Origin of the sequence: Ralstonia sp. TCR112, from assembly GCF_007997035.1 — a bacterium.
Classification (GTDB): domain Bacteria; phylum Pseudomonadota; class Gammaproteobacteria; order Burkholderiales; family Burkholderiaceae; genus Ralstonia; species Ralstonia edaphi.
This window is the reverse complement of sequence record NZ_VOSS01000001.1, coordinates 97,622-118,034: the sequence shown is the minus strand read 5'-3', so window position 1 is coordinate 118,034 and position 20,413 is coordinate 97,622. Positions and strand designations below refer to the sequence as shown.

The window sequence follows — 20,413 nt, the reverse complement described above, 5'->3', positions numbered from 1 at the left end:
AAGGGGGGTTTTGCGGGAATTTGGAGAAGACCGGAGGCGCGCCTCAAAAAAGGGCGCGGAAATCCACACCGACACGGGACAGTCTTGTGGACCAGTTGTGGACATTGCCCGGACAAGCACCTTAAGTGACTGATTCAAAACGGTGTTCGGTGTTGCGCTTAAAAATTGAGCAGTGGCGATTCCGGCGAAAAACTGTGGAGACGCAGCCCTGACGTGTGAGAATCGACGGCCGATTTATCCACCGCCCAGGCGTCACACCGCGGTTTTCCAGCGATGCTGTGGATAACTTTGTGAACATCCTTGGGGCGCTCGCGCTAAATGCTTGACGCAGAACGAAATTACTTGCGTTGCTGAAATTTTGACATGGGTGGATTTTTCATAAGAATCAACGGGTTGCGTCAAAATGCAGAGAGCGCGTCACCTGACCTCTGTCAAGCTTGACAAGCACGTTATGCTGTGGACAGGTAGCCCACTTGCCATGCGTTGCCTCCCCTATTCAAGGTAGAAGTCGACCCGAAGCCTCATTGTTTTGCGCTGCTCGCACCACTTATGACCCCGCCGCCGTCTTCCCGCCGCCCGTTCTGGATGGATGCCTCCGCACCCACGCCCGCCCCCTCCTCGGAGATGCCGGCCGCACCTGCTGCCGCGTCTGCACCGACCCGTGGCGGACAGGAAGTGCTCACCGTCAGCGACGTCAATCGCCGCATTGCGGGGCTGCTCGAACGCAACTTTCCGCTGGGCTGGGTGCGCGGCGAGATTTCCAACTTCACGCGCGCAGCGAGCGGCCATTGGTATTTTTCGCTCAAGGACACAGGCGCGCAGATTCGCTGCGTGATGTTCAAGGGTCGCAACCAGTACGCCGATTTCACCCCGCGCGAAGGCGAGGCCGTCGAGGTGCGCGCGCTGGTCACGCTGTACGAAGCGCGCGGCGAGCTGCAATTGAGCGTCGAAGCCATCCGCCGCGCCGGTCTGGGCAATCTGTACGAGGCCTTCCTGCTGCTGAAGGCCGCGCTGGAAGCGCAAGGGCTGTTCGATGCCGACCGCAAGCGGCCGCTGCCACGGCATCCGCGCGCGATTGGCGTGGTGACGTCGCTGCAGGCGGCGGCCTTGCGCGACGTGCTGACCACGCTGCGCCGGCGTGCGCCGCATGTGCCGGTGGTGGTGTATCCCGTGCCGGTGCAGGGTGCCGGGGCGTCGGAGCGCATCGCCGCCATGCTGGAACGGGTCAATGCCCGGGCAGAGGTCGACGTGGTCATCCTGTGCCGGGGCGGCGGCAGCATTGAAGACCTCTGGGCCTTCAACGAAGAGCCGGTGGCGCGCGCGGTGGCCGCATCGGAAATTCCCATCGTGGCCGGTGTCGGTCACGAGACGGATGTGACGATCGTCGACTTTGTGGCCGACGTGCGCGCGCCCACGCCCACCGCAGCGGCCGAACTGGTCAGCCCGGACCGTGCGCGCATGCTGCGCGATGTGGGGCGTGACTGGGATGCGCTGTCTGCCCAGTTCCGCCGGCAGCTCGATCGCCGCGCGCAGACCGTCGATTGGCTCGCGCGCCGCCTGCGCAGCCCGCAGGCGCAGATGCGCGAACGCCGCACGCAACTCGCCCATCTGGAGGGCCGCCTGCGCTTTGCCCTGACCGGCCGCATGCAGCGTGCGGAACATCTCCAGCGTCTGCTGACGATGCGCCTGTCCGCGGCGCGCCCCGACGCCACGCGAGAGCGCACGCGCCTCCAGCAAGCCGAAGCGACGCTGGCACGCGTCATGCGAGACACGCTGTCTCGCGCCCAGGAACGCCTGGCGCGTCAGCACGCCGGTCTGGAACTGCTGGCGCCGCAGCGCACGCTGGAGCGCGGCTATGCGGTGTTGCTCGATGCCAAGGGCCACGCCATCCGCGATCCGAACGCATTGCATGCCCGGGCGCGCATCGAGGCGCGGCTGGCGCAAGGCACGGCCGACATCGAAATCGCCCGCGTGCAACCGAAGCTCGAACTGTGACCAGCGCATGACCTGATCGCGGCAATGATCGCGATTCCGCACGCGTTTAGCGGGTATTCCGACTATTTAGCCTGCGGTTTGCGCCGGTTTTGCAAGTCTCCTACAATCGTCGCTCCCAACCTGTACAACCCACAGAAGGCAAGAACAATGGAACACACGCTCCCCCCGCTGCCGTACGCCCAAGACGCTCTGGCGCCGCACATCTCCAAGGAAACGCTGGAGTTCCACTACGGCAAGCACCACCAGACCTACGTCACGAACCTGAACAACCTGATCAAGGGCACCGAGTTCGAGAACCTGAGCCTGGAAGACATCGTCAAGAAGTCCTCGGGCGGTGTGTTCAACAACGCCGCACAGGTCTGGAACCACACGTTCTACTGGAACGGCCTGAAGCCGCAAGGCGGCGGCGCTCCGACCGGCGCGCTGGCTGACGCCATCAACGCCAAGTGGGGCAGCTTCGACAAGTTCAAGGAAGAGTTCACCAAGACGGCCATCGGCACGTTCGGTTCGGGCTGGGCCTGGCTGGTGAAGAAGGCCGACGGCTCGCTGGATCTGGTGTCGACCTCCAACGCCGCCACGCCGCTGACGACCGACGCCAAGCCGCTGCTGACCTGCGACGTATGGGAACACGCCTACTACATCGACTACCGCAACGCTCGTCCCAAGTACGTCGAGGCGTTCTGGAACCTGGTCAACTGGGACTTCGTTGCCAAGAACTTCGCCTAAGGCGAATCGCTCCGGCGATTCAGAAAAAACCTCCGCACCGGCGGAGGTTTTTTTATGCGCGCACGCTGCCCAGCATGTCGTGCAGCTCGTGGCTCATCATCGCCAGGAACACGACCAGGCCGATGTAGTAGACGGTGTAAGTCAGCCGCGACTCGTTCGAGATGCTGTAGTACGCGCGGTTTTCCGGCGCATCCGGGTCGTAGCGCCACGCCTTCATCAACTGCGGCACGGCCAGCACCGCAATCAGAATCAGGATCGGGCTCGGCCGCCAGACGAACAGCGCCACCAGCACCGGCACGCCTAGAAACCAGATGCGCGGCGACAGCACCGCCGTAATCCGTCCGCCGTCAAACGGTGACAGCGGGATCAGGTTGAACAGGTTGAGGAAGCAGCCGGCGTAGGCCAGCGCCAGCAGCAACTGGCTGTCGGTGTAGCGCGCGAGCCCGTAGCACAGCATCGCGCCGACCGTGCCGGCGACGGGGCCGGCCAGGCCGATATGGGCCTCGGTTTCCACATCCATCGGCTGCTCTTTCAGGTCGATCCACGCACCCACGAACGGGATGAAGGTCGGCGCGCCCACGGCCAACCCGCGTTGGCGTGCCGCCATGAAATGGCCCATCTCGTGGATGAACAGCAGCACCACGAAACCCACCGCATAGCGCCAGCCGAACACGAAGGCATAGGCGGCCACCGACAGCAGCATCGTGCCGCCGGTGGTCAGCAGCTTGCCGAACTTCAGCCCTGAAAACAGCAGGATCAGCAGCTTGGCCACGGCTTATGCGCTCGGCTTGCGCTTGAAGAACTTCGCGAAGGCCGCGCCAAAGCCTGCCACCGCCAGGATCGCCACCTTGGCAAACTTCGCGAGGAACGCGGCGATCACCGCAAACAGGCCGAGCTTCTTGGCGGCGATGCCACCGACCAGCGCGGCCAGGCCGTACTCGGCGACCTTGTCGGTCTTCGCGTTGAAATCGGTGTAGCGCTTGCCGTCTTTGAAATCGAGATCGGCGAGCAGCTTTTGCACGGCGGGTTTGTCGGTGTCGACGTGGTTGCGGCCGGTGATCAGGTTCAGGCTGATGTAGCCGTCGCGGCCCAGTGCATAAGTGTTGTAGTTCACCGCGCCGGGGTCATCAGCGGGCTGGCCCTTGGAGCGTGCAGCCATCGACCAGATCAGGCGGTGCGTGGCGGCGTCATAGTGCGGACGCTCGACCCAGCCTTGGATTTCCAGTGCGGGGATGCCGCGCTTCTCGCGCTCTTCGTTGGCAGCAGCGGTGCCTTCCTTGAGCGATTTGTATAGATCGTCGACGTTCCAGTCGCGGGCGTCGTCGTCCTTGATGTAGCCCGAGGCCTCGTACTTGGCGACGACCATCCATTCGTCGTCGTCGCTGGTGGGCATGACCAGGCCGAGCATGTCGGGGTTGTTGCTGTTGCCCATGGCGTGCATGAGCTGCCCCGCGGCCGGCTGTGGAATAAAGACCTCGTCCTTGCCGATCTTGAGCGTGGCCTGGTCTCGTAATTCGATCGACGTGGGGCCGACCTTCGCAGCGGCCTTGGCAGCGGCCCAGGCCTGCTTCATTTCCTGTTGCGGATCGCTGGCCTGTTGCGCGTGGGCTGCCGTAGCGCCCGTCAAGCTCGTTGCGCCCAGCACTGCTGCGCAGGCGAGTGTGCCCGCGCAGGCGCGCAACGCGCCCTGAAACCCCTTTCCCATTGCTTCTCCCGAAGATGTTCTTGTGTGTTGATTGGCTCGATTTTTCTGACGCTTGGGCAGCCGCATCAGCGGTCTGCAAGCTGGGCCGAAGCATAGCGGGAGCGGGCAGCAGGGCTGTTAATGGGCGTTAATGAAGCCGTGAGGATTACGGTTGAAGGCCCATCTGCCGCAGCAATGTCTGGTTGTCTTCCAGGTGCCAGTTTTCGGCGATCTTGCCGTCGGCGATGCGGTACAGGTCGAAGGCCTGGAAGTCGATCGGCTGGTTCTGCCCGTGCGTGCGGCCGAATTCGCCAGTGAAGTGTCCGCGAAAGCGCAGGTGAACCGAGACGCGGTCGCCGGCGACGACCATGTCTTCGATCTCCACGCGCATGTCAGGCACGGCCGTGTGAAACGCCTTGGACGCATCGAGCGGGCCTTGCGTGCCCTGCACGCGTCCGGCGGGCAGTGTGCGGTCGACAAACGCGGGCGACAGCGCTTCCGTGGCATAGCGGGCATCGCCGGTATGCCAGAAGGTGGCGTAGCGGCGCGCAGCGAGCACGGCGGCTGCGGCCTGCGGCGTGTCCGCTGCGGCGACGTGGTCTGGGCGGATGAGGTCGGCATCGGACATTGACGCAGCCGCTGCCGGCGCGATGCCGATTGCAGTTGGCAGCGTCAGCACGGCGGCGGCAAGCAGGGCGGGGCGGATGAACATGGTGAAACTCCGTTTGGGTGGCAATGCGCTGCACTGTAGATTTCCAATCGCAGACGATAAAGGGCCTGTGAGTCGATCTGGTTTCAATCCGGATTTGATGATCGATTGCCATGCCGCTCCTCCGCACGAACGCAATCGAGCGCACGTGATAGTCGGTATCGCGCCCCCCGCGGCGTTCGAATGGTCCGCGCCGCGCCGGGTTTTTCTAGACTGGCCTCTCATCCGACAGACGCAAAAAAAAAACAAGGGAGGGGACGGTGGATCTGAGCCATATCCTGTCGCGCACGGAGCGCGGCACGCAGGAGCTGCAAACGCGCAGCGGGCACGTCACGCATCGGCAGCGGGCGATCCTGCTGCTGGTCAATGGCGAGCGCTGCGCGGCGGACATCCTGGCGCAGTTGAGCAGCGCCGGCCCCGATATCGAAGACCGTGCCGAAGACCTCGCGCGCCTGATTGCCGACGGCCATGTCGCAAGCCGCGCGCCCATCAAGACCGCGCCCAAGCCGCCCAAGCCGGTGTCGTCCACGCCATTTGCGCCGCGCCACGTGCGGCAGGCCTCGATTGCGGACTGGCGCTTGAGCCAAGCCGGCGCGTTCTCGGCGTTGCAGCGCTATCTCGCCGAAGGTCCGGAAGCGCCCATCGACTTTCTCAACGGCCTGGCCGCACCGCTGTACGCCGCGCTGACGACCTGCCGCAGCGAGGCATCCGCCCACGCCGTTGTCGCGTTTCTGGAAGCGCGACTGGATGAAGGCGCCGGAAATGTGATCGATGCGTCCTAGGTGTAAATACCGAATTCGCGATGAATTCCCGTTCAATGGGAATTCAGCGTTGATGAATTGAGAAAATCGCCGCATTCTCCGTCGCAACATCACTCGACGGAGTTTCGCGATGACCGAGCCGGGCTTGGCCCCTTCGCCAGCACAATCCGCTGCCGCCACGAGCGGCTCGGACCGCGTGCTGATGGTGCTCGCCACCATCGCGCGTCACGGTCGCCCGGTGGCGCGCGCGAGCTGGTCGAACTGACCGGCCTGCCGCAGAGCACGCTGTACCGCCAGGTGGCGATGCTCAAGCGTTGGGGCTTCGTGCTGGAATCGGCCGGCACCTATGCCCCGGGGCCGATCAGCCTGCAGCTCGCACTCGGTTTCGACCACGCCTCCCATCTCGTGCAGGAGGCGCGCATCGGCATGGCCAAGCTGGTGGCGGAGTCGGGCGAATCGGTGGGATTGGTCGTGGCCGTGAAGGACCAGGCCGTCTGCCTGGAGATGGTCGAGAGCCAGCAGTCGCTGCGCTGCTCGTTCGAGAAAGGGCGCGGCGTGCCGCTGCTGGCCGGCGCCTCCGCCAAGTCGTTGCTCGCCTTCATGCCGCCCGCTGCGGCGCGTGCCATCCTGGCCGATCTGCTGGCCATCGATGCCGACACCCAGGCGCAACTGCAAGCTGAACTCTCCGACATTCGCGCCGCAGGCTATGCGCTGTCCGAAGGCGAGGTCGACCCGGGCGTCTGGGGCGTGAGCGTGCCGGTGTTCCGGCTGCCCGGCCACGCGCTCGGCTCCATCACGCTGATGGCGCCAGCAACGCGCGTGCGCGGCAAGGAGCAACGCCTCATCGACATGACCGTTGCAGCGGCGACGTCCATTTCCGCACGGCTGCAGGACCTTTGAATTCTCGATTTTTCCGATCTTTTTTTCTCACCCCACACGCATCACACAAGGAGACCACTCATGGGGAATCGTCGTCGTTTCATGCATTCGATGCTGGCTTGTGCCGTGGCGTTGTCCGCCGCGGCGTCTTTCGCGACCGCCGCGCACGCCGCTGGGGAGCCGCTGCGCGTTGCCACCGACGCGACATTCGCGCCGATGGAGTTTGTCGAAAACGGCAAGCGCACCGGCTTTGATGTGGACCTGATCGAAGCGCTGGCCCGCACCATGGGCCGTCCGGTCGAATGGACGGACATCGACTTCAAGGGCCTCGTGCCGGGCCTGATCTCGCGCCGCTTCGACGTGGCCATCTCGGGCATCTACATCACGGAAGAGCGCAAGAAGGTGGTTGATTTCACGGTGCCGTACTACCACGGCGGCCTGGTCGCGATGGTCAAGCAAGGCAACACGGCCATCAAGACGCCGGCGGATCTGAACGGCAAGAAGGTCAGCGTGCAGGTCGGTACCAAGTCGGTCAACTACCTGAAGGAAAACTATCCGAAGGTCGAGCGCGTGGAAGTCGAAAAGAACGAGCAGATGTTCAACCTCGTCGAAATCGGCCGCGCCGATGCCGCCGTCACGGGTCGCCCCGCTGCCGCGTATTACGTCAAGGCGCGTCCGGGCCTGCGCCTGGTTGAGCCCGCGCTGACCACGGAGGAATACGGCATCGCCGTGCGCCGAGATCAGCCCGAATTGACCAAGGCACTGAACGCCGCGCTGGAGAAGATCAAGGCCGACGGCACGTACGACCAGATCGTCAAGAAGTGGTTTGGCGCCGCTGCCAAGTAACGACCGACGGACACGCTGATGGAACTGGATTTCTCTCCTGTCTGGGCCGGTTGGACGGACATCCTGCGCGGTGCGCTCGTCACGGTTGAGGTGACGGCCGCCGCGCTGGTGCTCGGCTGCGTGCTCGGCTTGCTGATCGGCATCGGGCGGTTGAACCCGCGCCGCCGATTCATCTACGGCATCTGCACGGTGTACGTAACGTTCATCCGTGGCACGCCGCTGCTGGTGCAGCTTTTTCTGCTGTTCTTCGGGCTGCCGCAGTTCGACATCCTGCTGCCGGCGTTTGTGTGCGGCGTGCTGGGGCTGGGCGTGTATTCGGGCGCCTATGTGTCGGAAATCGTGCGCGGCGCGATCCAGTCGGTGGATCGCGGGCAGATGGAGGCGGCACGCTCGATCGGCATGTCGTCGGCGCAGTCGATGCGCGCGATCATCCTGCCGCAGGCCGTGGTGCGGATGATTCCGCCGCTGGGCAACGAGTTCATCGCGCTGATCAAGAACTCGGCGCTGGTGTCGCTGCTGACGATCCACGACCTGATGCACGAAGGGCAGAAGATCATCAGCGTGTCGTATCGCTCGCTGGAGGTGTATCTGGCGATTGCGCTGGTGTACCTGGTGCTGACCAGTGCCGCCAGCTATCTGCTGCACCGCCTTGAACGCAACATCCGTGCGGGAGGCATGGTGCAATGAACATGACGAATGCGAACCTGCAAACACTCAAGTCCGCGCTGGATGTGCCCATGATCCAGATCCGCGGGCTCACCAAATCGTATGGCGATCACACCGTGCTCAAGGGCATCGACTTTGACGTCGACGCCTCGCAGGTGGTGGTCGTCATCGGCCCCAGCGGGTCGGGCAAGAGCACGTTCCTGCGCTGCTGCAACGGGCTCGAAACAGCCGAAGGCGGCACCATCGACATCTGCGGCAAGCGCCTGATCGACAACGGCAAGCTGCTGCCCGACGGCGAGTTGAATCAGCTGCGGCAACAGGTCGGCATGGTGTTCCAGTCGTTCAACCTGTTCCCGCATCTTTCGGTGCTGCACAACGTCACCGTTGGCCCGCGCATGCTGAGTGGCAAGTCGAAGCACGAAGCCGAAACAGAAGCGCGCGAGCTGCTGCAGAAAGTGGGCCTGGCGCACAAGGCCGACGCGATGCCCGCGAGTCTGTCGGGCGGACAGAAGCAGCGCGTGGCGATTGCGCGCGCGCTGGCGATGCGGCCCAAGGTGATGCTGTTCGACGAGCCGACCTCCGCGCTTGATCCGGAACTCGTCGGCGAAGTGCTGCAAGTGATGAAGCTGCTCGCCAAGGAAGGCATGACGATGCTGGTCGTCACGCACGAGATGGGTTTCGCGCGCGAGGTGGCCGACGTGGTGGTGGTGATGGACGGCGGCGGCATCGTCGAAGCCGGGCCGCCGTCGGTCATCTTTGGCGAGCCCAAGGAAGCGCGCACGCGTTCGTTCCTGCAAGCGGTGCTGACACGCGCATGACGATGACTGAAGCTGCAACGTTCGATGCTTCCATCTGGCAGGGGCGTGACGACACCGGCGAACGCGGTGACGTGACGCGCCTGTTCCAGGTCGTGCAATCGGCTGATGCGACGACATTGTCCGGCGCGCCCGCGCTGCTGGGTTTTGCGTGCGATGCGGGCGTGGTACGCAATCACGGCCGTGCGGGTGCGGCGCAGGGGCCGCGGGAAATTCGCCGTGCGTTGGCCAACGTGCCCGCGCATGGCCTGTCGGTGCTTGCCGACGCGGGCGATGTCACGTGTGACGATGGCGATCTGGAACGCGCGCAAGCCGCGCTTGGGCACAGCGTGTGCGCGTTGCTGGATGCCGGTGCGCGGCCGGTCGTGCTCGGCGGCGGCCACGAGGTTGCTTTCGGCACGTACCAAGGCCTGCGTCAGCATTGGCAGAAGCAAGGCTGGCGCGGGCGTCTTGCGGTCGTCAATTTTGATGCGCATTTCGACCTGCGCACGAGCCGCCCCGGCAACTCCGGCACGCCGTTCGACCAGATCGCCGAAGACTGCGCCGCGCACGGCATCGACCTGACGTATTGCTGCCTCGGTGTCAGCCGCCTGTCGAACACGCCCGCGCTGTTCGACCGCGCCGACGCACTGCACGCGCACTACGTCGAAGACACCGACGTGCAGGAGCGGCACCTCGATGCGCGCATGGCCGATCTCGATGCGTGGTTGGCTGATGCCGATCATGTCTACCTGACCATCGACATGGATGTGCTGGCCGCCGCCGTGGCGCCTGGCGTGTCCGCGCCTGCGGCCTACGGCACCACGCTGCCGGTGCTCGAAGCGCTGGTGCAGCGTGTCTGCTCAACGGGCAAGGTGCGCGTGGCGGACATCGCCGAAACCAACCCCGAATACGACCAGGACCGCCGCACCGTGCGCGTGGCGGCACGTCTGGCGTATCACCTGTTGCGTCGCTCATGAAGCTGATTCCTGCAGATGCAATGCGCCGCATGCCGTGGAAGAACGGTGGCGGTGTCACGACCGAAATCGCCATCGCGCCGGCGGGCGCCACGCTCGACAATTTCGACTGGCGCGTGAGCACCGCACAGGTGGATGCGGCCGGGCCGTTCTCGCGCTTTGCCGGTATTGACCGCTCATTGGCGGTGATTGCGGGCGGCCGGCTGACGATGCATTGCGCCGACGCCGAAGCCGTGACGCTCGCGCCCGGCGAAGCGCCCGCGCGGTTTCCCGGTGAGGCCGAGGTGCATGCCACGCTGGATGCGCCGCTGTCGGATTTCAACGTGATGACGCGGCGCGACGCCTGGGCGCATCACGCCGAGGCCATCGCTCTGGCGGCCGGCGAGCGTCGTTCATTGCCGAGCCTGCATCAGGGCATGCAGTGGCTGGTGTATTGCGTGCACGGCGTATTGTCGATCGGCGTTGACGATATCCCGCAGGGCGCCGCGGCATGGCTCGATGCAGAGGGCGATGCGGATACGCTTGTCGCGCGTGTCGGTTCGGTCGGTTACCTCGTGGGCTTGTGGCCGGTCGCCTGACCTTGCGCCACATCAAACGCGTCAAAAGAAAAGGGACCCCGTAGGGTCCCTTGCAAGTCTCCCGGCCAGGCACGCATGCCAGGCTCGGCAGAAGACTCTTACTTCTTCTTGTTCACGGCGTCCTTGAAGCCCTTGCCAGCCGTGAACTTCACGGTCTTGGTTGCCGGGATCTTGATGGCTTCGCCCGTGCGCGGGTTGCGGCCGGTGCGTGCAGCACGCTTGCCCGACGAGAACGAACCGAAGCCAACCAGCGTGATGGTGCCGCCCTTGGCGACGGTCTTCTTGATGTTTTCCAGCGCGGAGTTCAGCGCGCGCTCGGCGGCGGCGTTGCTCAGTTCAGCGTCTTTCGCAATGGCGGCTACGAGTTCGGATTTGGTCGTCATGTCAGTTCCCCACTTCAGGTTTGTTGGACAGCGTTGTACTGCGACCCGTTTTATATCACCGTTGCGAAGGGTTGCACATCCCCTAACTGCAAGGGTTTGCGGGCCGTTGCTTGCAGCCGACACTTGCCCCGCCTGGGTTTGCGGGCGGCTATCCGGGAAACACCTGATATCGACGGGGTTTGTTTGCATTTCCGCCAGCGTTGCCCGCTCCGGAAACGCACCGAAAGCGCGCAGCCAGCACTGCAGAAAGCCGGCTCGGCGGACGCCGTACACTGTGCTTCCGAGCCCGTGAAAACTTCATGGAGAACATCATGTCGAGTTCGCAAATGCCTGTCGGACAAGGCTTCGCGGCCCACGGCGAAACGCTGGAGCAGCCGCGCGGACCGGCTGTTCTTGTGGCCGGCGCCAACGGACTTGTGGGCCGGGCTGTGGTGCGTCGTCTCGTCGCGCAGCCCTGGGCGGGCAGCGTGACCGCGCTCGTACGGCGGCGCGGGGCCTTGACAGCAGGGCAGGCGATGCCCGGTCGATTGCGCGAATGCGTGGTGGATTTCGATCGCCTCGATGCGCCGGAAACGCAGTCGGCGTTTGCCGTCGATATCGTCATCTGCGCGCTCGGCACGACCATCCGGCAGGCCGGTTCCGAGGCGGCATTCCGGCGCGTTGATGTCGAGTATCCGGTGGAATTGGCGCGGCGCGCGTTTGCCGCTGGCGCGCATCATTTTCTGCTGGTGAGTGCGTTGGGCGCCGATGCGCGCTCGCGCGTTTTCTACAACCGCTGCAAGGGCGAGGTGGAGGCAGAAATCCTGTCGATCGGCTTTCCGTCGGTGACGGTGGTCCGGCCTTCGCTGCTGCTCGGCACGCGCGCAGAATTCCGGCTCGGTGAACGCGTTGCGCAGGGCCTGTCGCGCGCAATCGGATGGATGGTGCCCAGGACGTGGCGGCCGGTGTCGGCGGAATCGGTGGCGGCTGCACTCGTCACCGCAGCGCGGGTGGATGCGCCGGGTGCTCGGGTTTTGGAAAACGCTGCGTTGCTGGCAGCAGAAGACGAACGGCCGGTGGGGTGATCCACCGGCCGTGTCGTCTGCGTCTATTTCACGCAATTACTTTTCGATCGGCTTGCCCGTGCGGTCGTGCATCAGCGACAGCGCAAACACGCTGATGATGGCAGCGGCCATCACGTAGTACGACGGTGCGAGCTTGCTGCCGGAGCTCGCAATCAACCACGTGACGATCAGCGGGGCAAAGCCGCCGAAGATGGTGACCGCCAGGTTGTACGAGATCGACAGGCCGGTGGAGCGCACCGCCGTCGGGAACTGCTCGGCCAGCACGGCGGGGGCCGGGCCCGTGAACGCCGCCAGCAACACACCCAGGATCACCTGCACCTGCAGCAGCGTCTGCACCGTCGGGTGGACGTTGAGCCAGTGGAAGAGCGGATACGCCGCAGCAGCAATGATGAGCGCCACCGTGCCCAGCATGCGTTTGCGGCCGATGCGATCGGACAGCGTGCCCATGAGCGGGCACAGCACGAAGATGATTGCGCCGCACAGCGCTGTCGACTGGAACGTCGCCCCCAGCGGCAGACCGAGCTGTTGCTTCGCATACGTCGGCATGTAGAACACCAGCGTGTAGGTGCAGACCGTCCAGAGGATCGTCACGCCCAGGCCGCCGAGCACTTCGCGCGGATGATCGCGCAGCACTTGCGACAGCGGTGCCAGACGCGATTCCTTCGCGGCCTTTTCCTTCTGCGCTTCGAACGCGGGCGGCTCATGCAGGTGCGAGCGGATGTACATGCCGACCGGCCCGATCAGCAGACCGAACAGGAACGGAATGCGCCAGCCCCACGCATCGATCTGCTCGGGCGACAGGCCATTCGTGACGATCGCGCCCATGGCGGCACCCAGGATGAACGAGATGCCCTGGCTCGCCTGCTGCCAGCTCGCGAAATAGCCGCGCCGTTCGTCCGGTGAATACTCGATCAGGAACGCCGTGGCGCCGCCGACTTCACCGCCGGCCGAGAAGCCCTGGATGAGCCGGGCGATGACGATCAGGATGGGCGCCCCGATACCGATTTGCGCGTACGTCGGCGCGAGGCCGATGATGGCCGTGCCGATCGCCATCAGCATGATGGTGAGCGTGAGTGCAGCCTTGCGGCCCACGCGGTCGGCGTAGATGCCGAGCACGACGGCACCGACCGGCCGCATGAAGAACCCCACGCCAAACGTGGCGACCGTCAGCATGAACGAGGTGAAGTCGTTGCCGGTGGGGAAGAACAGCTTGGCGATGATGACGGCGAAAAAGCTGTAGACCGTGAAGTCGAACCATTCGAGGCCGTTGCCGATGGTGGCGGCGATGATGGCCTTGCGTCGGGTGGCCGCCGTGATGGCGGGTGCCGGTGCCCGATCGCCGTGGGTGGGCGCTGCCGTGGCTTGCATGGATGTGTCCTCCAGTGTTTTGTGGGCATCGCCTGCCTCGATCTCTCCCCAGCGCGGGCGGCGAAGCGGTCATGGTAAGTGATCCGGCAAGGATTTGCTGCGGCGCGGTATACAAAGTCCTTGGAATTGAGTCAGCCAAACACGGTCGAAGGCATATTCGAAACGCATATGCACATGCATCCAACGGAGCACATCATGGGCCGCGCATCGCAACCTGGCCGCCGTGCCGCCATCCTGTCGGGCGCGCTGGCCGCGTGCGCGGTCGTCCTGCTGGGCGGCTGCGTGGTCGCGCCGTATTACGACGCCTACGGCAATCCGATCGCCCCGACAGCCGTGGCGCCTGCGCCGGTGGCGGCGTATCCGTCCTATCCGTACGATCCTTATTACTACTACGGGCCGGCCTACTACCCAGCACCGGTGTACCCGGCGCCGGTATTCGGCAGCGTGTGGATCGGCGGCGGCGGGTGCTGGGGCTGCCATCGCGGATGGGGCGGCCGCGGGTGGGGCGGGCGCGGCTGGGGACATGGCGGAGGCTGGGGGCACGTCATTGAATCGTCATCGTCGACGTGACGAAGACGCCCATCCGGCGCCGATGAACGCCAGTTCCGCCGGCAGTTCAATACGCGTGATTGCGTAACGGCATCTGTTGCATCGCGACATACAATCCTTCGCTCTTAAAAGAAAAGCATGCGAGGAGATTGTCGATGTCCGTCATCATCGTGCTGGCTGCGCTGGCATTTCTGATGTTCGCCGCGTATCGCGGCTACAGCGTCATCCTGTTTGCACCACTGGCCGCCCTTGGCGCGGTGCTGCTGACCGATCCATCGGCCGTGGCGCCGGTGTTCTCCGGCATCTTCATGGAGAAGATGGTCGGCTTCGTCAAACTATATTTCCCGGTGTTCCTGCTCGGTGCCGTGTTCGGCAAGGTGATCGAGCTGTCGGGCTTTTCGCGCTCGATCGTCGCGTCGGTCATCCGCGTGGTGGGGGCCAAGCGGGCAATGCTTTCCATCGTGCTGGTGTGTGCGCTGCTGACGTACGGCGGGGTGTCGCTCTTCGTGGTGGTGTTTGCGGTGTACCCGTTTGCGGCGGAGATGTTCCGCCAGGGCAATATCCCCAAGCGCCTCATCCCGGGCACCATCGCGCTGGGCGCGTTTTCGTTCACGATGGATTCGCTGCCCGGCACGCCGCAGATCCAGAACATCATCCCGACCACGTTCTTCCACACCACGTCGTGGGCGCGCCGTGGCTGGGTACCATCGGCGCGCTGTTCATCATCGTGGTGGGCATGGCGTACCTGGAATGGCGCCGCCGCGTCGCGCTGCGCAATGGCCACGGTTATGACCACGGCCTCACCAAACTGGTGAACGAGCCCGAGACGGCCGAGACCGGTACGCTGGCGCATCCGCTCGTCGCGCTGTCGCCGCTGGTGCTCGTCGGCGTGATGAACCTGCTGTTCACGCGCTGGATTCCGACGTGGTACGGCAAGGCCGTGACCGTTGCGTTGCCGGGCCTGCCCAAGCCGCTCACCGTTGAAGCCGACAAGCTGACCGCGATCTGGGCCGTGGAGGCCGCGCTGTTGATCGGCATCATCGTGGTGCTCGTGTTTGGCTTCCGCGCTGTGAAGGACCGTTTTGCCGAAGGCAGCAAGGCGGCGGTGTCTGGCGCGCTGCTGGCCGCGATGAACACCGCTTCGGAATACGGCTTCGGCGGCGTCATCGCCGCGCTGCCGGGTTTCCTGGTGCTGGCCGAGGGGCTGCGTGCGATTCCGAATCCGCTCGTCAATGAAGCCGTGACGGTGAGCACGCTGGCAGGCATCACCGGTTCCGCCTCGGGCGGCATGAGCATTGCGCTGGCGGCAATGGCCGATCAGTTCGTGCAGGCAGCACAGGCGACGGGCATTCCGATGGAGGTGCTGCACCGCGTGGCGGCGATGGCCTCGGGCGGCATGGACACGCTGCCGCACAACGGCGCCGTGATCACGCTGCTGGCCGTGACGGGCCTGACGCACCGCGAGGCGTATCGCGATGTGTTCTGCGTGACGATCATCAAGACGCTGGCGGTGTTCTTCGTGATTGCCGTGTTCTACGCCACCGGCATCGTTTGACGCAGACGCTGCCGCAATGAAAAAGCCGACGCGCAAACGTCGGCTTTTTCATGGGCGGATACGGTTATTGCATGCTGCCCGCGGCGTCCGAGCGACGCTCGCGGCAGACGCGCTGGGCTTCACCCACCAGCGAATCGCACTGGTTCGCGCGGCGCGACCAGAATGCGCGGTCTGACGACGACTCCGCCGTTGCCGTGCCTTTCCCCTTGCCGTGGCGGTGCGTGACGTGCTTGTCGACCCACTTGTCGGTCTTCACATGCGCGCGGTGGACTTTCTGCTTGAGCGTGCCGGGCGTGGCTTCTGGTTGCGCACCGGTGGCGTTGTTGTGATAGCCGGGGTTGGCAGCGGCGTCGGCGTTGCGCTGAACCTGGGTGCGCGGGCCCTCCATGGGGCTGTCGACGCCCGTCACTGCGCTGTGATCCTTCTGCTGGGCCTGCGCGGGCGCCGCGCCGATCCACGCACAGGCGGCCACGGCGATCGCTGCGGCCAGACTCGACATCTTGCGTGCTTGCATGCTCGTTCTCCTTGTTGTGAAACGGGGTCGACTTCATGGCACGCATGCCGCGTGCCACGACGTGCATCCCGAACGTCACAATAGGAAAGCGTCAACCCGGCAGACAGTAGGCGCAGGCTGAACCGCCTGTCGGACAAACGCTGTCAAGCCGCCATCGGATAGCGCATTCAGGCGCGCATGAACAGCCAGACCGTCAGGATGATCCCGACGATGACGACGAAGCTGCGCAGCACTTTTTCCGGCAGCCGGTGCAGCAGCCATGCGCCGGCAAATCCGCCTGCGATGCCGCCAATGCCCAACGCCACCACGGCCGCCCAGTTCACCTGCGGCGAGAACGCAAACACTGCCACGGCCGATGCATTCATCGTCATGGCGAGCACGTTCTTGGTCGCACCCGCCATGCGCACCTGCTGGCCGGCCACCGTCAGCGCGGCCAGCATCAGGAAGCCGATGCCGCCGCCGAAGTAGCCGCCGTAAATTGCAATCGCGAATTGAGCGGTCGCCAGCGTGGCAGTCGACATGCCCGATGCCGCGTGCAGCGGTTTGCGGCGGAAGCTGCCCCACGCAAACACGCTCGTCGCAAACAGCACGAGATACGGCACCAGCTTGGCGAAGAACGACGGCGGTGTCGCGAGCAGCAACAGCGCGCCCAGCACGCCGCCCGCCAGGCTGATGACGATGAGCTGTTTGAGCGAGAGGTGATGCTCGCCGGCATCGACGCCGCCGGCCAGTTTGCGCCCGGCAATCGACGAGGTGATCTGGCTGGGGAACAGCGCGATTGTCGAGGTCATGTTGGCGCCGAGCGGGTTGAGCCCCGCCAGCAGCAAGGCCGGAAACGTGATGAACGATCCGCCGCCCGCAAGGGCATTCTGGGCGCGGCATAAACGCCGGCCGCCGCGACGAGCAGGGCGGTGGAAAACGGGAGCGTGGTCATAGGCGAGGCGTGCTGCGCGGCTGGAATGACCGCGATGGTAATGGAACGCCCGCGCGTGTGCTCGTCAGCGGGGTGGGGTGTCGCTACCGTGCCGGCGCAGCCACCATTCGGCCGCCTCGAACGCGGCCTGCACGAGCAGCGCCAGCACTGCTGCGGGGATGGCGCCTGCAAGCAGCGTCGCGCTGTCGTTGAGGGCGAGCCCCGTGGCGATGCGCTCGCCATAGCCGCCGGCGCCGATGAACGCGGCGATGGTCGCCGTGCCCACGCTGATGACGGCGGCCGTCTTGATGCCGGCCAGGATGACCGGCAGCGCCAGCGGCAGATCCACCACGCGCGTGCGTTGCGACGGCGTGAACCCCAGCGCCAACGCCGCATCGCGCAGGCCGTCTGGCACCTGTTCCAATCCGACGATCGTGTTGCGCACGATGGGCAGCAGCGCATAGACCGCCAGCGCAATCAGCGCCGGCACCACGCCAATCGACCCGACGATGGGAATGAGCATCGCCAGCAACGCCAGCGACGGAATCGTCTGCAGCACGCCCACCACCGCAAGAATCGGCTGCTTGATCCGGCGACGCGCGGCCATCAGGCCCAGCGGCACGCCGAGCAGCACGGCAACGCCGGTGGAAATACCGACCAGCATGAGATGCCGCTGCGTGAGCCGTCCCAAGCCGTCCGTCAGCCGAGCGAAGAACGCACGCGCCGGGGTGGCAGCCGGCACATCGCCATGCCCCGTGAGAAATTGCCGCGCTGCTTGCGAGAACGACTGGCCTTCGAGTTCGACCGCGGCATTCATCGCCACCATGTCGTCGCGCTGGATGCGTCCAGCGAGTGTGTTGATCGCCTGCCATTGCGCCGGATGCCGCTGCGCAACGTCGGCGCGGTACAGCAGCACGGCGTCGTAGCGCGGGAAGACGTGCGCAGGGTCGTCGAGCACACGCAGATGTTCGCGGCGGATCTTGGCGTCGGTGGAGTAGATGTCGATTATGTCGACCTGACTGGCGCGCAGAGCATCGTAGGCAACGCCGTGGTCAAGGCCTGTGGGGCGCTGCGGCAGCTTGTAGTGCTGGGCAATCGCCGGCCAGCCATCGGCGCGACCGAGGAATTCGTGCGACAGGCCAAGCCGCAGCGTCGGATGCGTGGCCAGGTCGGCCAGCGTGCGGATGTGTTCGCGCTCGGCATCGGCGTCGCGCATGGCCAGCGCGTAGGTGTCTTCAAAGCCGAGCGGCACGCCGGCCGCCAGGCCCATCGGCGCGAGGCCGCGGTTGACGTCGGCCAGCAGCGCGGCTTGATCGGGATTGGCTGCCTGGTCGGCGGGCAAGTGCAGGATCTCAGCGGCGATGGTGCCGAGGTAATCCGGGTAGACGTCGATGCTGCCGTTCTTGAGTGCGGCGAAGACGATGGCGGTGTTGCCCAGGCCCGGCACGTGCTCGGCGGGGCCGCGCGGGCTTGCCGTCTGCGTGAGGATTTCGCCCAGCACGTAGGACTCGGTGAAGCGTTTGGAGCCGATCCGAAGAGGGGAATCGGCGAGGGCCGAAGTGCTGCACGCCAGCCAGCCCAGCGCAAGCCATGCCAGCCAGCGCCACAGAAAAGGGCTACGGATCAGTCGCCGTGTATCCAAAGTTCGTTGAGGTCGGTCAGGCCCCAGTCGCGGGGTTCTTCTCGCGAGACGATCTGGTCGCCGGTGTGCGCCAGGTCGATGAGTTCGGGCGCAATCCGCGTGCCCGACGATATCGAGAAGAATACCTTGACCGTGGGCGTGAGCAATGCGCCGGGCGCATGCTGCATGACCACCGCCAGCCGGCCCGAGCGCAGCCGCACCAGCGAGCCCACCGGATAGATGCCCACGCTCTTGACGAAGGCGTTGAACACCATCGGGTCGAAATGGTTGCCGCGCCATTCGACCATGCGCTGCACGGCGTAGGCGGCCTCCCACGCTTTTTTGTATGGACGGTCGGACGTGACGGCGTCGTACACGTCGCAGATGGCGCCCATGCGCGCAAACAGCGAGATGCCTTCGCCGGCCAGCTTGTGCGGATAACCGGTGCCGTCCATGCGCTCGTGGTGGTGCAGGCAGACGTCGAGGGCGATGTCGCGCATGCTGCTGTCGCCGGCCAGGATGTCGTGCCCTGCCTGTGGGTGGACGATCACGTGGCGGAATTCAGCGTCGGTCAGCGCCCCGGGCTTGTTCAACACTTCGGGCGGAATCGCGATCTTGCCGATGTCGTGCAGCAGGCCGGCTAGACCGGCGTCGCGCACTTCGTCATCGGACAGCCCCAGCTGTCGGCCCAGCGCCACCATGAGCGCGCACACGGCCACGGAATGCAGGAACGTATAGCGGTCTTTCGCTTTCAGTCGCACGAGGCTGGTCAGCGCGCTGGGGTGCCGGTCGACCGAGCCTGAAATGGCTTCCACCAGCGGCAGTGCGTCGCGCGCTTCGATCGTGCGGCCCATGCGCGCATCGGCAAACATGGCCTGCACGGCCACCTCGGCTTTGCAGATGAGGCGGGCGGCATGGCGCATCTCTTCCGCATGCGTGATGGGGCGGGGCGCAATGCTGGCGTCGGCCGAGCAGGCGGGCGGCGCCGGCATTTCCGGGGCCGGAGGTGCCGCATTGGCGGCGGCCACGTCGGTGCCGCGCGTGGTGTCGATCCACACTTCTCGCACGCCGCTGGCGCGCAGGCGCTGCAGCTGGGCGGCATCCTCCACGCGAAAGCGGGCGCGCCAGAACGGATGGTCCAGCCACGAGCCGACAAATTCGTCGAGGTACATGCCCACCCGCAGGTGTTCGATGGCGATGCGTTTGCGCATGTTGATGTTCAGAGATCAGTCCGTGGCGAGGCCCGTCTTTGCGCAACGGGTCCGGGGAAGGCTGCCCGCCAATGGATCCATTCTCTTTTATCGGACGCGAGGCGCGGCGCCTTGAGGGGGAGAAAGTCCGGGCTCGCAATGTGAAATCTGCGGGTGTAGGCAAAAAAAAAGCGGCCAGAAGGCCGCCTCGGTAAAGCCGGTGCCGGTGCCAACTGGGGCACACGGCATCGGGGAGGGAGAGTGATACGGGTGATGCTGACAGCAGGTCGACGACTTATTGGCCGTCGCTGAACGGGTCAGCCTTGCCGACCAGGGCACCGTCCGTGTACGGATCAGCCTTGCGCAGCGCGCCATCGGTATACGGGTCGGCCTTGCGCACGGCGCCGTCGGTGTAGACGTCAGCCTTGCGGGCGCCGTCGGTATAGGGATCAGCCTTGGTCACGGCTTGGCCGTTGGTGTACGGGTCTTGGCTTTGCACGCCGGCAGCGAAGGCGGGAACAGCGGCAACAGCGATCAACGAGGCGAGAATCAGGTTCTTGGTCTTCATGATGGACTCCACAACAGGGGGGTGAGCATTGCCGCAGGGCAGCTTCGCTGCGGTGCGGTAACGCGATGGCATA

19 protein-coding genes and 3 pseudogenes are annotated in these 20,413 nt (G+C 65.1%); 12 read left to right on the top strand and 10 right to left on the bottom strand.

The genetic code is table 11. The features are described 5' to 3' along the window. Window positions 1–585: 585 nt before the first annotated feature. Together xseA and sodB are read left to right on the top strand one after the other, a co-directional pair. Window positions 586–1,995, top strand: coding sequence for an exodeoxyribonuclease VII large subunit (gene xseA / locus FUT88_RS00585; protein ID WP_147213427.1), 1,410 nt, complete (start codon window positions 586–588; stop codon window positions 1,993–1,995). Window positions 1,996–2,142: 147 nt separating this feature from the next. Further along, a complete protein-coding gene (gene sodB, locus FUT88_RS00580) occupies window positions 2,143–2,721 on the top strand; it encodes a superoxide dismutase [Fe] (RefSeq protein ID WP_009241368.1) in 579 nt (192 codons plus the stop codon). 52 nt (window positions 2,722–2,773) lie between these two features. Here the strand turns inward: sodB and FUT88_RS00575 are convergent, their stop codons facing one another. The 3 genes from FUT88_RS00575 to FUT88_RS00565 form a co-directional block, all read right to left on the bottom strand. After that, window positions 2,774–3,493, bottom strand: coding sequence for a site-2 protease family protein (locus FUT88_RS00575; RefSeq protein ID WP_147213376.1), 720 nt, complete (start codon window positions 3,491–3,493; stop codon window positions 2,774–2,776). A 3-nt stretch (window positions 3,494–3,496) separates the two neighbouring features. Further along, window positions 3,497–4,426 carry a DUF2167 domain-containing protein gene (locus tag FUT88_RS00570; RefSeq protein WP_147213375.1) on the bottom strand — a complete coding sequence of 310 codons (930 nt, stop codon included), beginning with the start codon at window positions 4,424–4,426 and terminating at the stop codon, window positions 3,497–3,499. 145 nt (window positions 4,427–4,571) lie between these two features. Next, complete coding sequence (locus FUT88_RS00565; RefSeq protein ID WP_147213374.1) at window positions 4,572–5,117, bottom strand: ester cyclase; 546 nt, start codon at window positions 5,115–5,117, stop codon at window positions 4,572–4,574. A gap of 257 nt (window positions 5,118–5,374) precedes the next feature. On the opposite strand from FUT88_RS00565, the gene FUT88_RS00560 reads away from it, so the two are divergent. The 7 genes and pseudogenes from FUT88_RS00560 (at window position 5,375) to FUT88_RS00530 (ending at window position 10,615) form a co-directional block, all read left to right on the top strand. After that, window positions 5,375–5,896, top strand: coding sequence for a hypothetical protein (locus FUT88_RS00560; protein WP_147213373.1), 522 nt, complete (start codon window positions 5,375–5,377; stop codon window positions 5,894–5,896). A gap of 109 nt (window positions 5,897–6,005) precedes the next feature. Next, window positions 6,006–6,775: pseudogene (locus FUT88_RS00555) on the top strand (IclR family transcriptional regulator). 60 nt (window positions 6,776–6,835) lie between these two features. Beyond that, window positions 6,836–7,600 (top strand): glutamine ABC transporter substrate-binding protein, encoded by a 765-nt coding sequence (locus FUT88_RS00550; protein ID WP_102066692.1) that lies wholly within the window; start codon window positions 6,836–6,838, stop codon window positions 7,598–7,600. 18 nt (window positions 7,601–7,618) lie between these two features. Beyond that, window positions 7,619–8,287 (top strand): amino acid ABC transporter permease, encoded by a 669-nt coding sequence (locus FUT88_RS00545; protein ID WP_147213372.1) that lies wholly within the window; start codon window positions 7,619–7,621, stop codon window positions 8,285–8,287. After that, window positions 8,284–9,084, top strand: coding sequence for an amino acid ABC transporter ATP-binding protein (locus tag FUT88_RS00540; protein WP_102066690.1), 801 nt, complete (start codon window positions 8,284–8,286; stop codon window positions 9,082–9,084). The genes FUT88_RS00545 and FUT88_RS00540 overlap by 4 nt, the downstream gene beginning before the upstream one ends. Window positions 9,085–9,086: 2 nt before the next feature. Further along, window positions 9,087–10,040: a formimidoylglutamase gene (gene hutG, locus FUT88_RS00535; RefSeq protein WP_147213371.1), complete on the top strand. Its 954-nt coding sequence runs from the start codon at window positions 9,087–9,089 to the stop codon at window positions 10,038–10,040. Next, window positions 10,037–10,615, top strand: coding sequence for a HutD family protein (locus FUT88_RS00530; RefSeq protein ID WP_147213370.1), 579 nt, complete (start codon window positions 10,037–10,039; stop codon window positions 10,613–10,615). The genes hutG and FUT88_RS00530 overlap by 4 nt, the downstream gene beginning before the upstream one ends. Before the next feature lie 98 nt (window positions 10,616–10,713). On the opposite strand, the gene FUT88_RS00525 is transcribed toward FUT88_RS00530, so the two are convergent. Continuing rightward, entirely contained in the window at window positions 10,714–10,998 is a 285-nt protein-coding gene (locus FUT88_RS00525; protein ID WP_003272088.1) for an HU family DNA-binding protein, read from the bottom strand. 311 nt (window positions 10,999–11,309) lie between these two features. On the opposite strand from FUT88_RS00525, the gene FUT88_RS00520 reads away from it, so the two are divergent. Further along, window positions 11,310–12,062 carry an oxidoreductase gene (locus FUT88_RS00520; protein ID WP_147213369.1) on the top strand — a complete coding sequence of 251 codons (753 nt, stop codon included), beginning with the start codon at window positions 11,310–11,312 and terminating at the stop codon, window positions 12,060–12,062. Window positions 12,063–12,098: 36 nt separating this feature from the next. On the opposite strand, the gene FUT88_RS00515 is transcribed toward FUT88_RS00520, so the two are convergent. Beyond that, window positions 12,099–13,430, bottom strand: a complete 1,332-nt coding sequence (locus FUT88_RS00515) for an MFS transporter (RefSeq protein WP_147213368.1) — start codon at window positions 13,428–13,430, stop codon at window positions 12,099–12,101. Window positions 13,431–13,625: 195 nt separating this feature from the next. Here FUT88_RS00515 and FUT88_RS00510 point away from each other — a divergent pair, with 195 nt between their 5' ends. Together FUT88_RS00510 and FUT88_RS00505 are read left to right on the top strand one after the other, a co-directional pair. Further along, the gene (locus tag FUT88_RS00510) at window positions 13,626–14,000 is read left to right on the top strand and encodes a hypothetical protein (RefSeq protein ID WP_147213367.1); all 375 of its coding nucleotides are present in this window, start codon (window positions 13,626–13,628) and stop codon (window positions 13,998–14,000) included. Window positions 14,001–14,134: 134 nt separating this feature from the next. Continuing rightward, window positions 14,135–15,534, top strand: a pseudogene (locus FUT88_RS00505) (GntP family permease). A gap of 64 nt (window positions 15,535–15,598) precedes the next feature. Here FUT88_RS00505 and FUT88_RS00500 read toward each other — a convergent pair. The 5 genes and pseudogenes from FUT88_RS00500 to FUT88_RS00480 all read right to left on the bottom strand — a co-directional run bounded on the left by FUT88_RS00500 (window position 15,599) and on the right by FUT88_RS00480 (window position 20,340). After that, on the bottom strand, window positions 15,599–16,048 hold the full coding sequence (locus FUT88_RS00500; RefSeq protein WP_147213366.1) for a hypothetical protein: 450 nt from the start codon (window positions 16,046–16,048) through the stop codon (window positions 15,599–15,601). Window positions 16,049–16,215: 167 nt separating this feature from the next. Then, window positions 16,216–16,982 (bottom strand): annotated as a pseudogene (locus FUT88_RS00495) (sulfite exporter TauE/SafE family protein). Window positions 16,983–17,046: 64 nt separating this feature from the next. After that, window positions 17,047–18,603 carry a glycine betaine ABC transporter substrate-binding protein gene (locus FUT88_RS00490; RefSeq protein ID WP_147213365.1) on the bottom strand — a complete coding sequence of 519 codons (1,557 nt, stop codon included), beginning with the start codon at window positions 18,601–18,603 and terminating at the stop codon, window positions 17,047–17,049. Continuing rightward, the gene (locus FUT88_RS00485; RefSeq protein ID WP_147213364.1) at window positions 18,585–19,793 is read right to left on the bottom strand and encodes an HD-GYP domain-containing protein; all 1,209 of its coding nucleotides are present in this window, start codon (window positions 19,791–19,793) and stop codon (window positions 18,585–18,587) included. The genes FUT88_RS00490 and FUT88_RS00485 overlap by 19 nt, the downstream gene beginning before the upstream one ends. Before the next feature lie 274 nt (window positions 19,794–20,067). Further along, window positions 20,068–20,340, bottom strand: coding sequence for a hypothetical protein (locus tag FUT88_RS00480; RefSeq protein WP_124381667.1), 273 nt, complete (start codon window positions 20,338–20,340; stop codon window positions 20,068–20,070). Window positions 20,341–20,413 lie beyond the last annotated feature (73 nt).

What these genes read in the sequence shown, in the direction of transcription:
- FUT88_RS00525 (WP_003272088.1), bottom strand. Translation starts at nt 10,998, where the DNA reads ATGACGACCAAATCCGAACTCGTAGCCGCCATTGCGAAAGACGCTGAA.
- FUT88_RS00550 (WP_102066692.1), top strand. Translation starts at nt 6,836, where the DNA reads ATGGGGAATCGTCGTCGTTTCATGCATTCGATGCTGGCTTGTGCCGTG.
- FUT88_RS00540 (WP_102066690.1), top strand. Translation starts at nt 8,284, where the DNA reads ATGAACATGACGAATGCGAACCTGCAAACACTCAAGTCCGCGCTGGAT.
- FUT88_RS00485 (WP_147213364.1), bottom strand. Translation starts at nt 19,793, where the DNA reads ATGCGCAAACGCATCGCCATCGAACACCTGCGGGTGGGCATGTACCTC.
- FUT88_RS00480 (WP_124381667.1), bottom strand. Translation starts at nt 20,340, where the DNA reads ATGAAGACCAAGAACCTGATTCTCGCCTCGTTGATCGCTGTTGCCGCT.
- hutG (WP_147213371.1), top strand. Translation starts at nt 9,087, where the DNA reads ATGACTGAAGCTGCAACGTTCGATGCTTCCATCTGGCAGGGGCGTGAC.
- FUT88_RS00510 (WP_147213367.1), top strand. Translation starts at nt 13,626, where the DNA reads ATGGGCCGCGCATCGCAACCTGGCCGCCGTGCCGCCATCCTGTCGGGC.
- sodB (WP_009241368.1), top strand. Translation starts at nt 2,143, where the DNA reads ATGGAACACACGCTCCCCCCGCTGCCGTACGCCCAAGACGCTCTGGCG.
- FUT88_RS00500 (WP_147213366.1), bottom strand. Translation starts at nt 16,048, where the DNA reads ATGCAAGCACGCAAGATGTCGAGTCTGGCCGCAGCGATCGCCGTGGCC.
- FUT88_RS00545 (WP_147213372.1), top strand. Translation starts at nt 7,619, where the DNA reads ATGGAACTGGATTTCTCTCCTGTCTGGGCCGGTTGGACGGACATCCTG.
- xseA (WP_147213427.1), top strand. Translation starts at nt 586, where the DNA reads ATGGATGCCTCCGCACCCACGCCCGCCCCCTCCTCGGAGATGCCGGCC.
- FUT88_RS00570 (WP_147213375.1), bottom strand. Translation starts at nt 4,426, where the DNA reads ATGGGAAAGGGGTTTCAGGGCGCGTTGCGCGCCTGCGCGGGCACACTC.
- FUT88_RS00515 (WP_147213368.1), bottom strand. Translation starts at nt 13,430, where the DNA reads ATGCAAGCCACGGCAGCGCCCACCCACGGCGATCGGGCACCGGCACCC.
- FUT88_RS00520 (WP_147213369.1), top strand. Translation starts at nt 11,310, where the DNA reads ATGTCGAGTTCGCAAATGCCTGTCGGACAAGGCTTCGCGGCCCACGGC.
- FUT88_RS00530 (WP_147213370.1), top strand. Translation starts at nt 10,037, where the DNA reads ATGAAGCTGATTCCTGCAGATGCAATGCGCCGCATGCCGTGGAAGAAC.
- FUT88_RS00565 (WP_147213374.1), bottom strand. Translation starts at nt 5,117, where the DNA reads ATGTTCATCCGCCCCGCCCTGCTTGCCGCCGCCGTGCTGACGCTGCCA.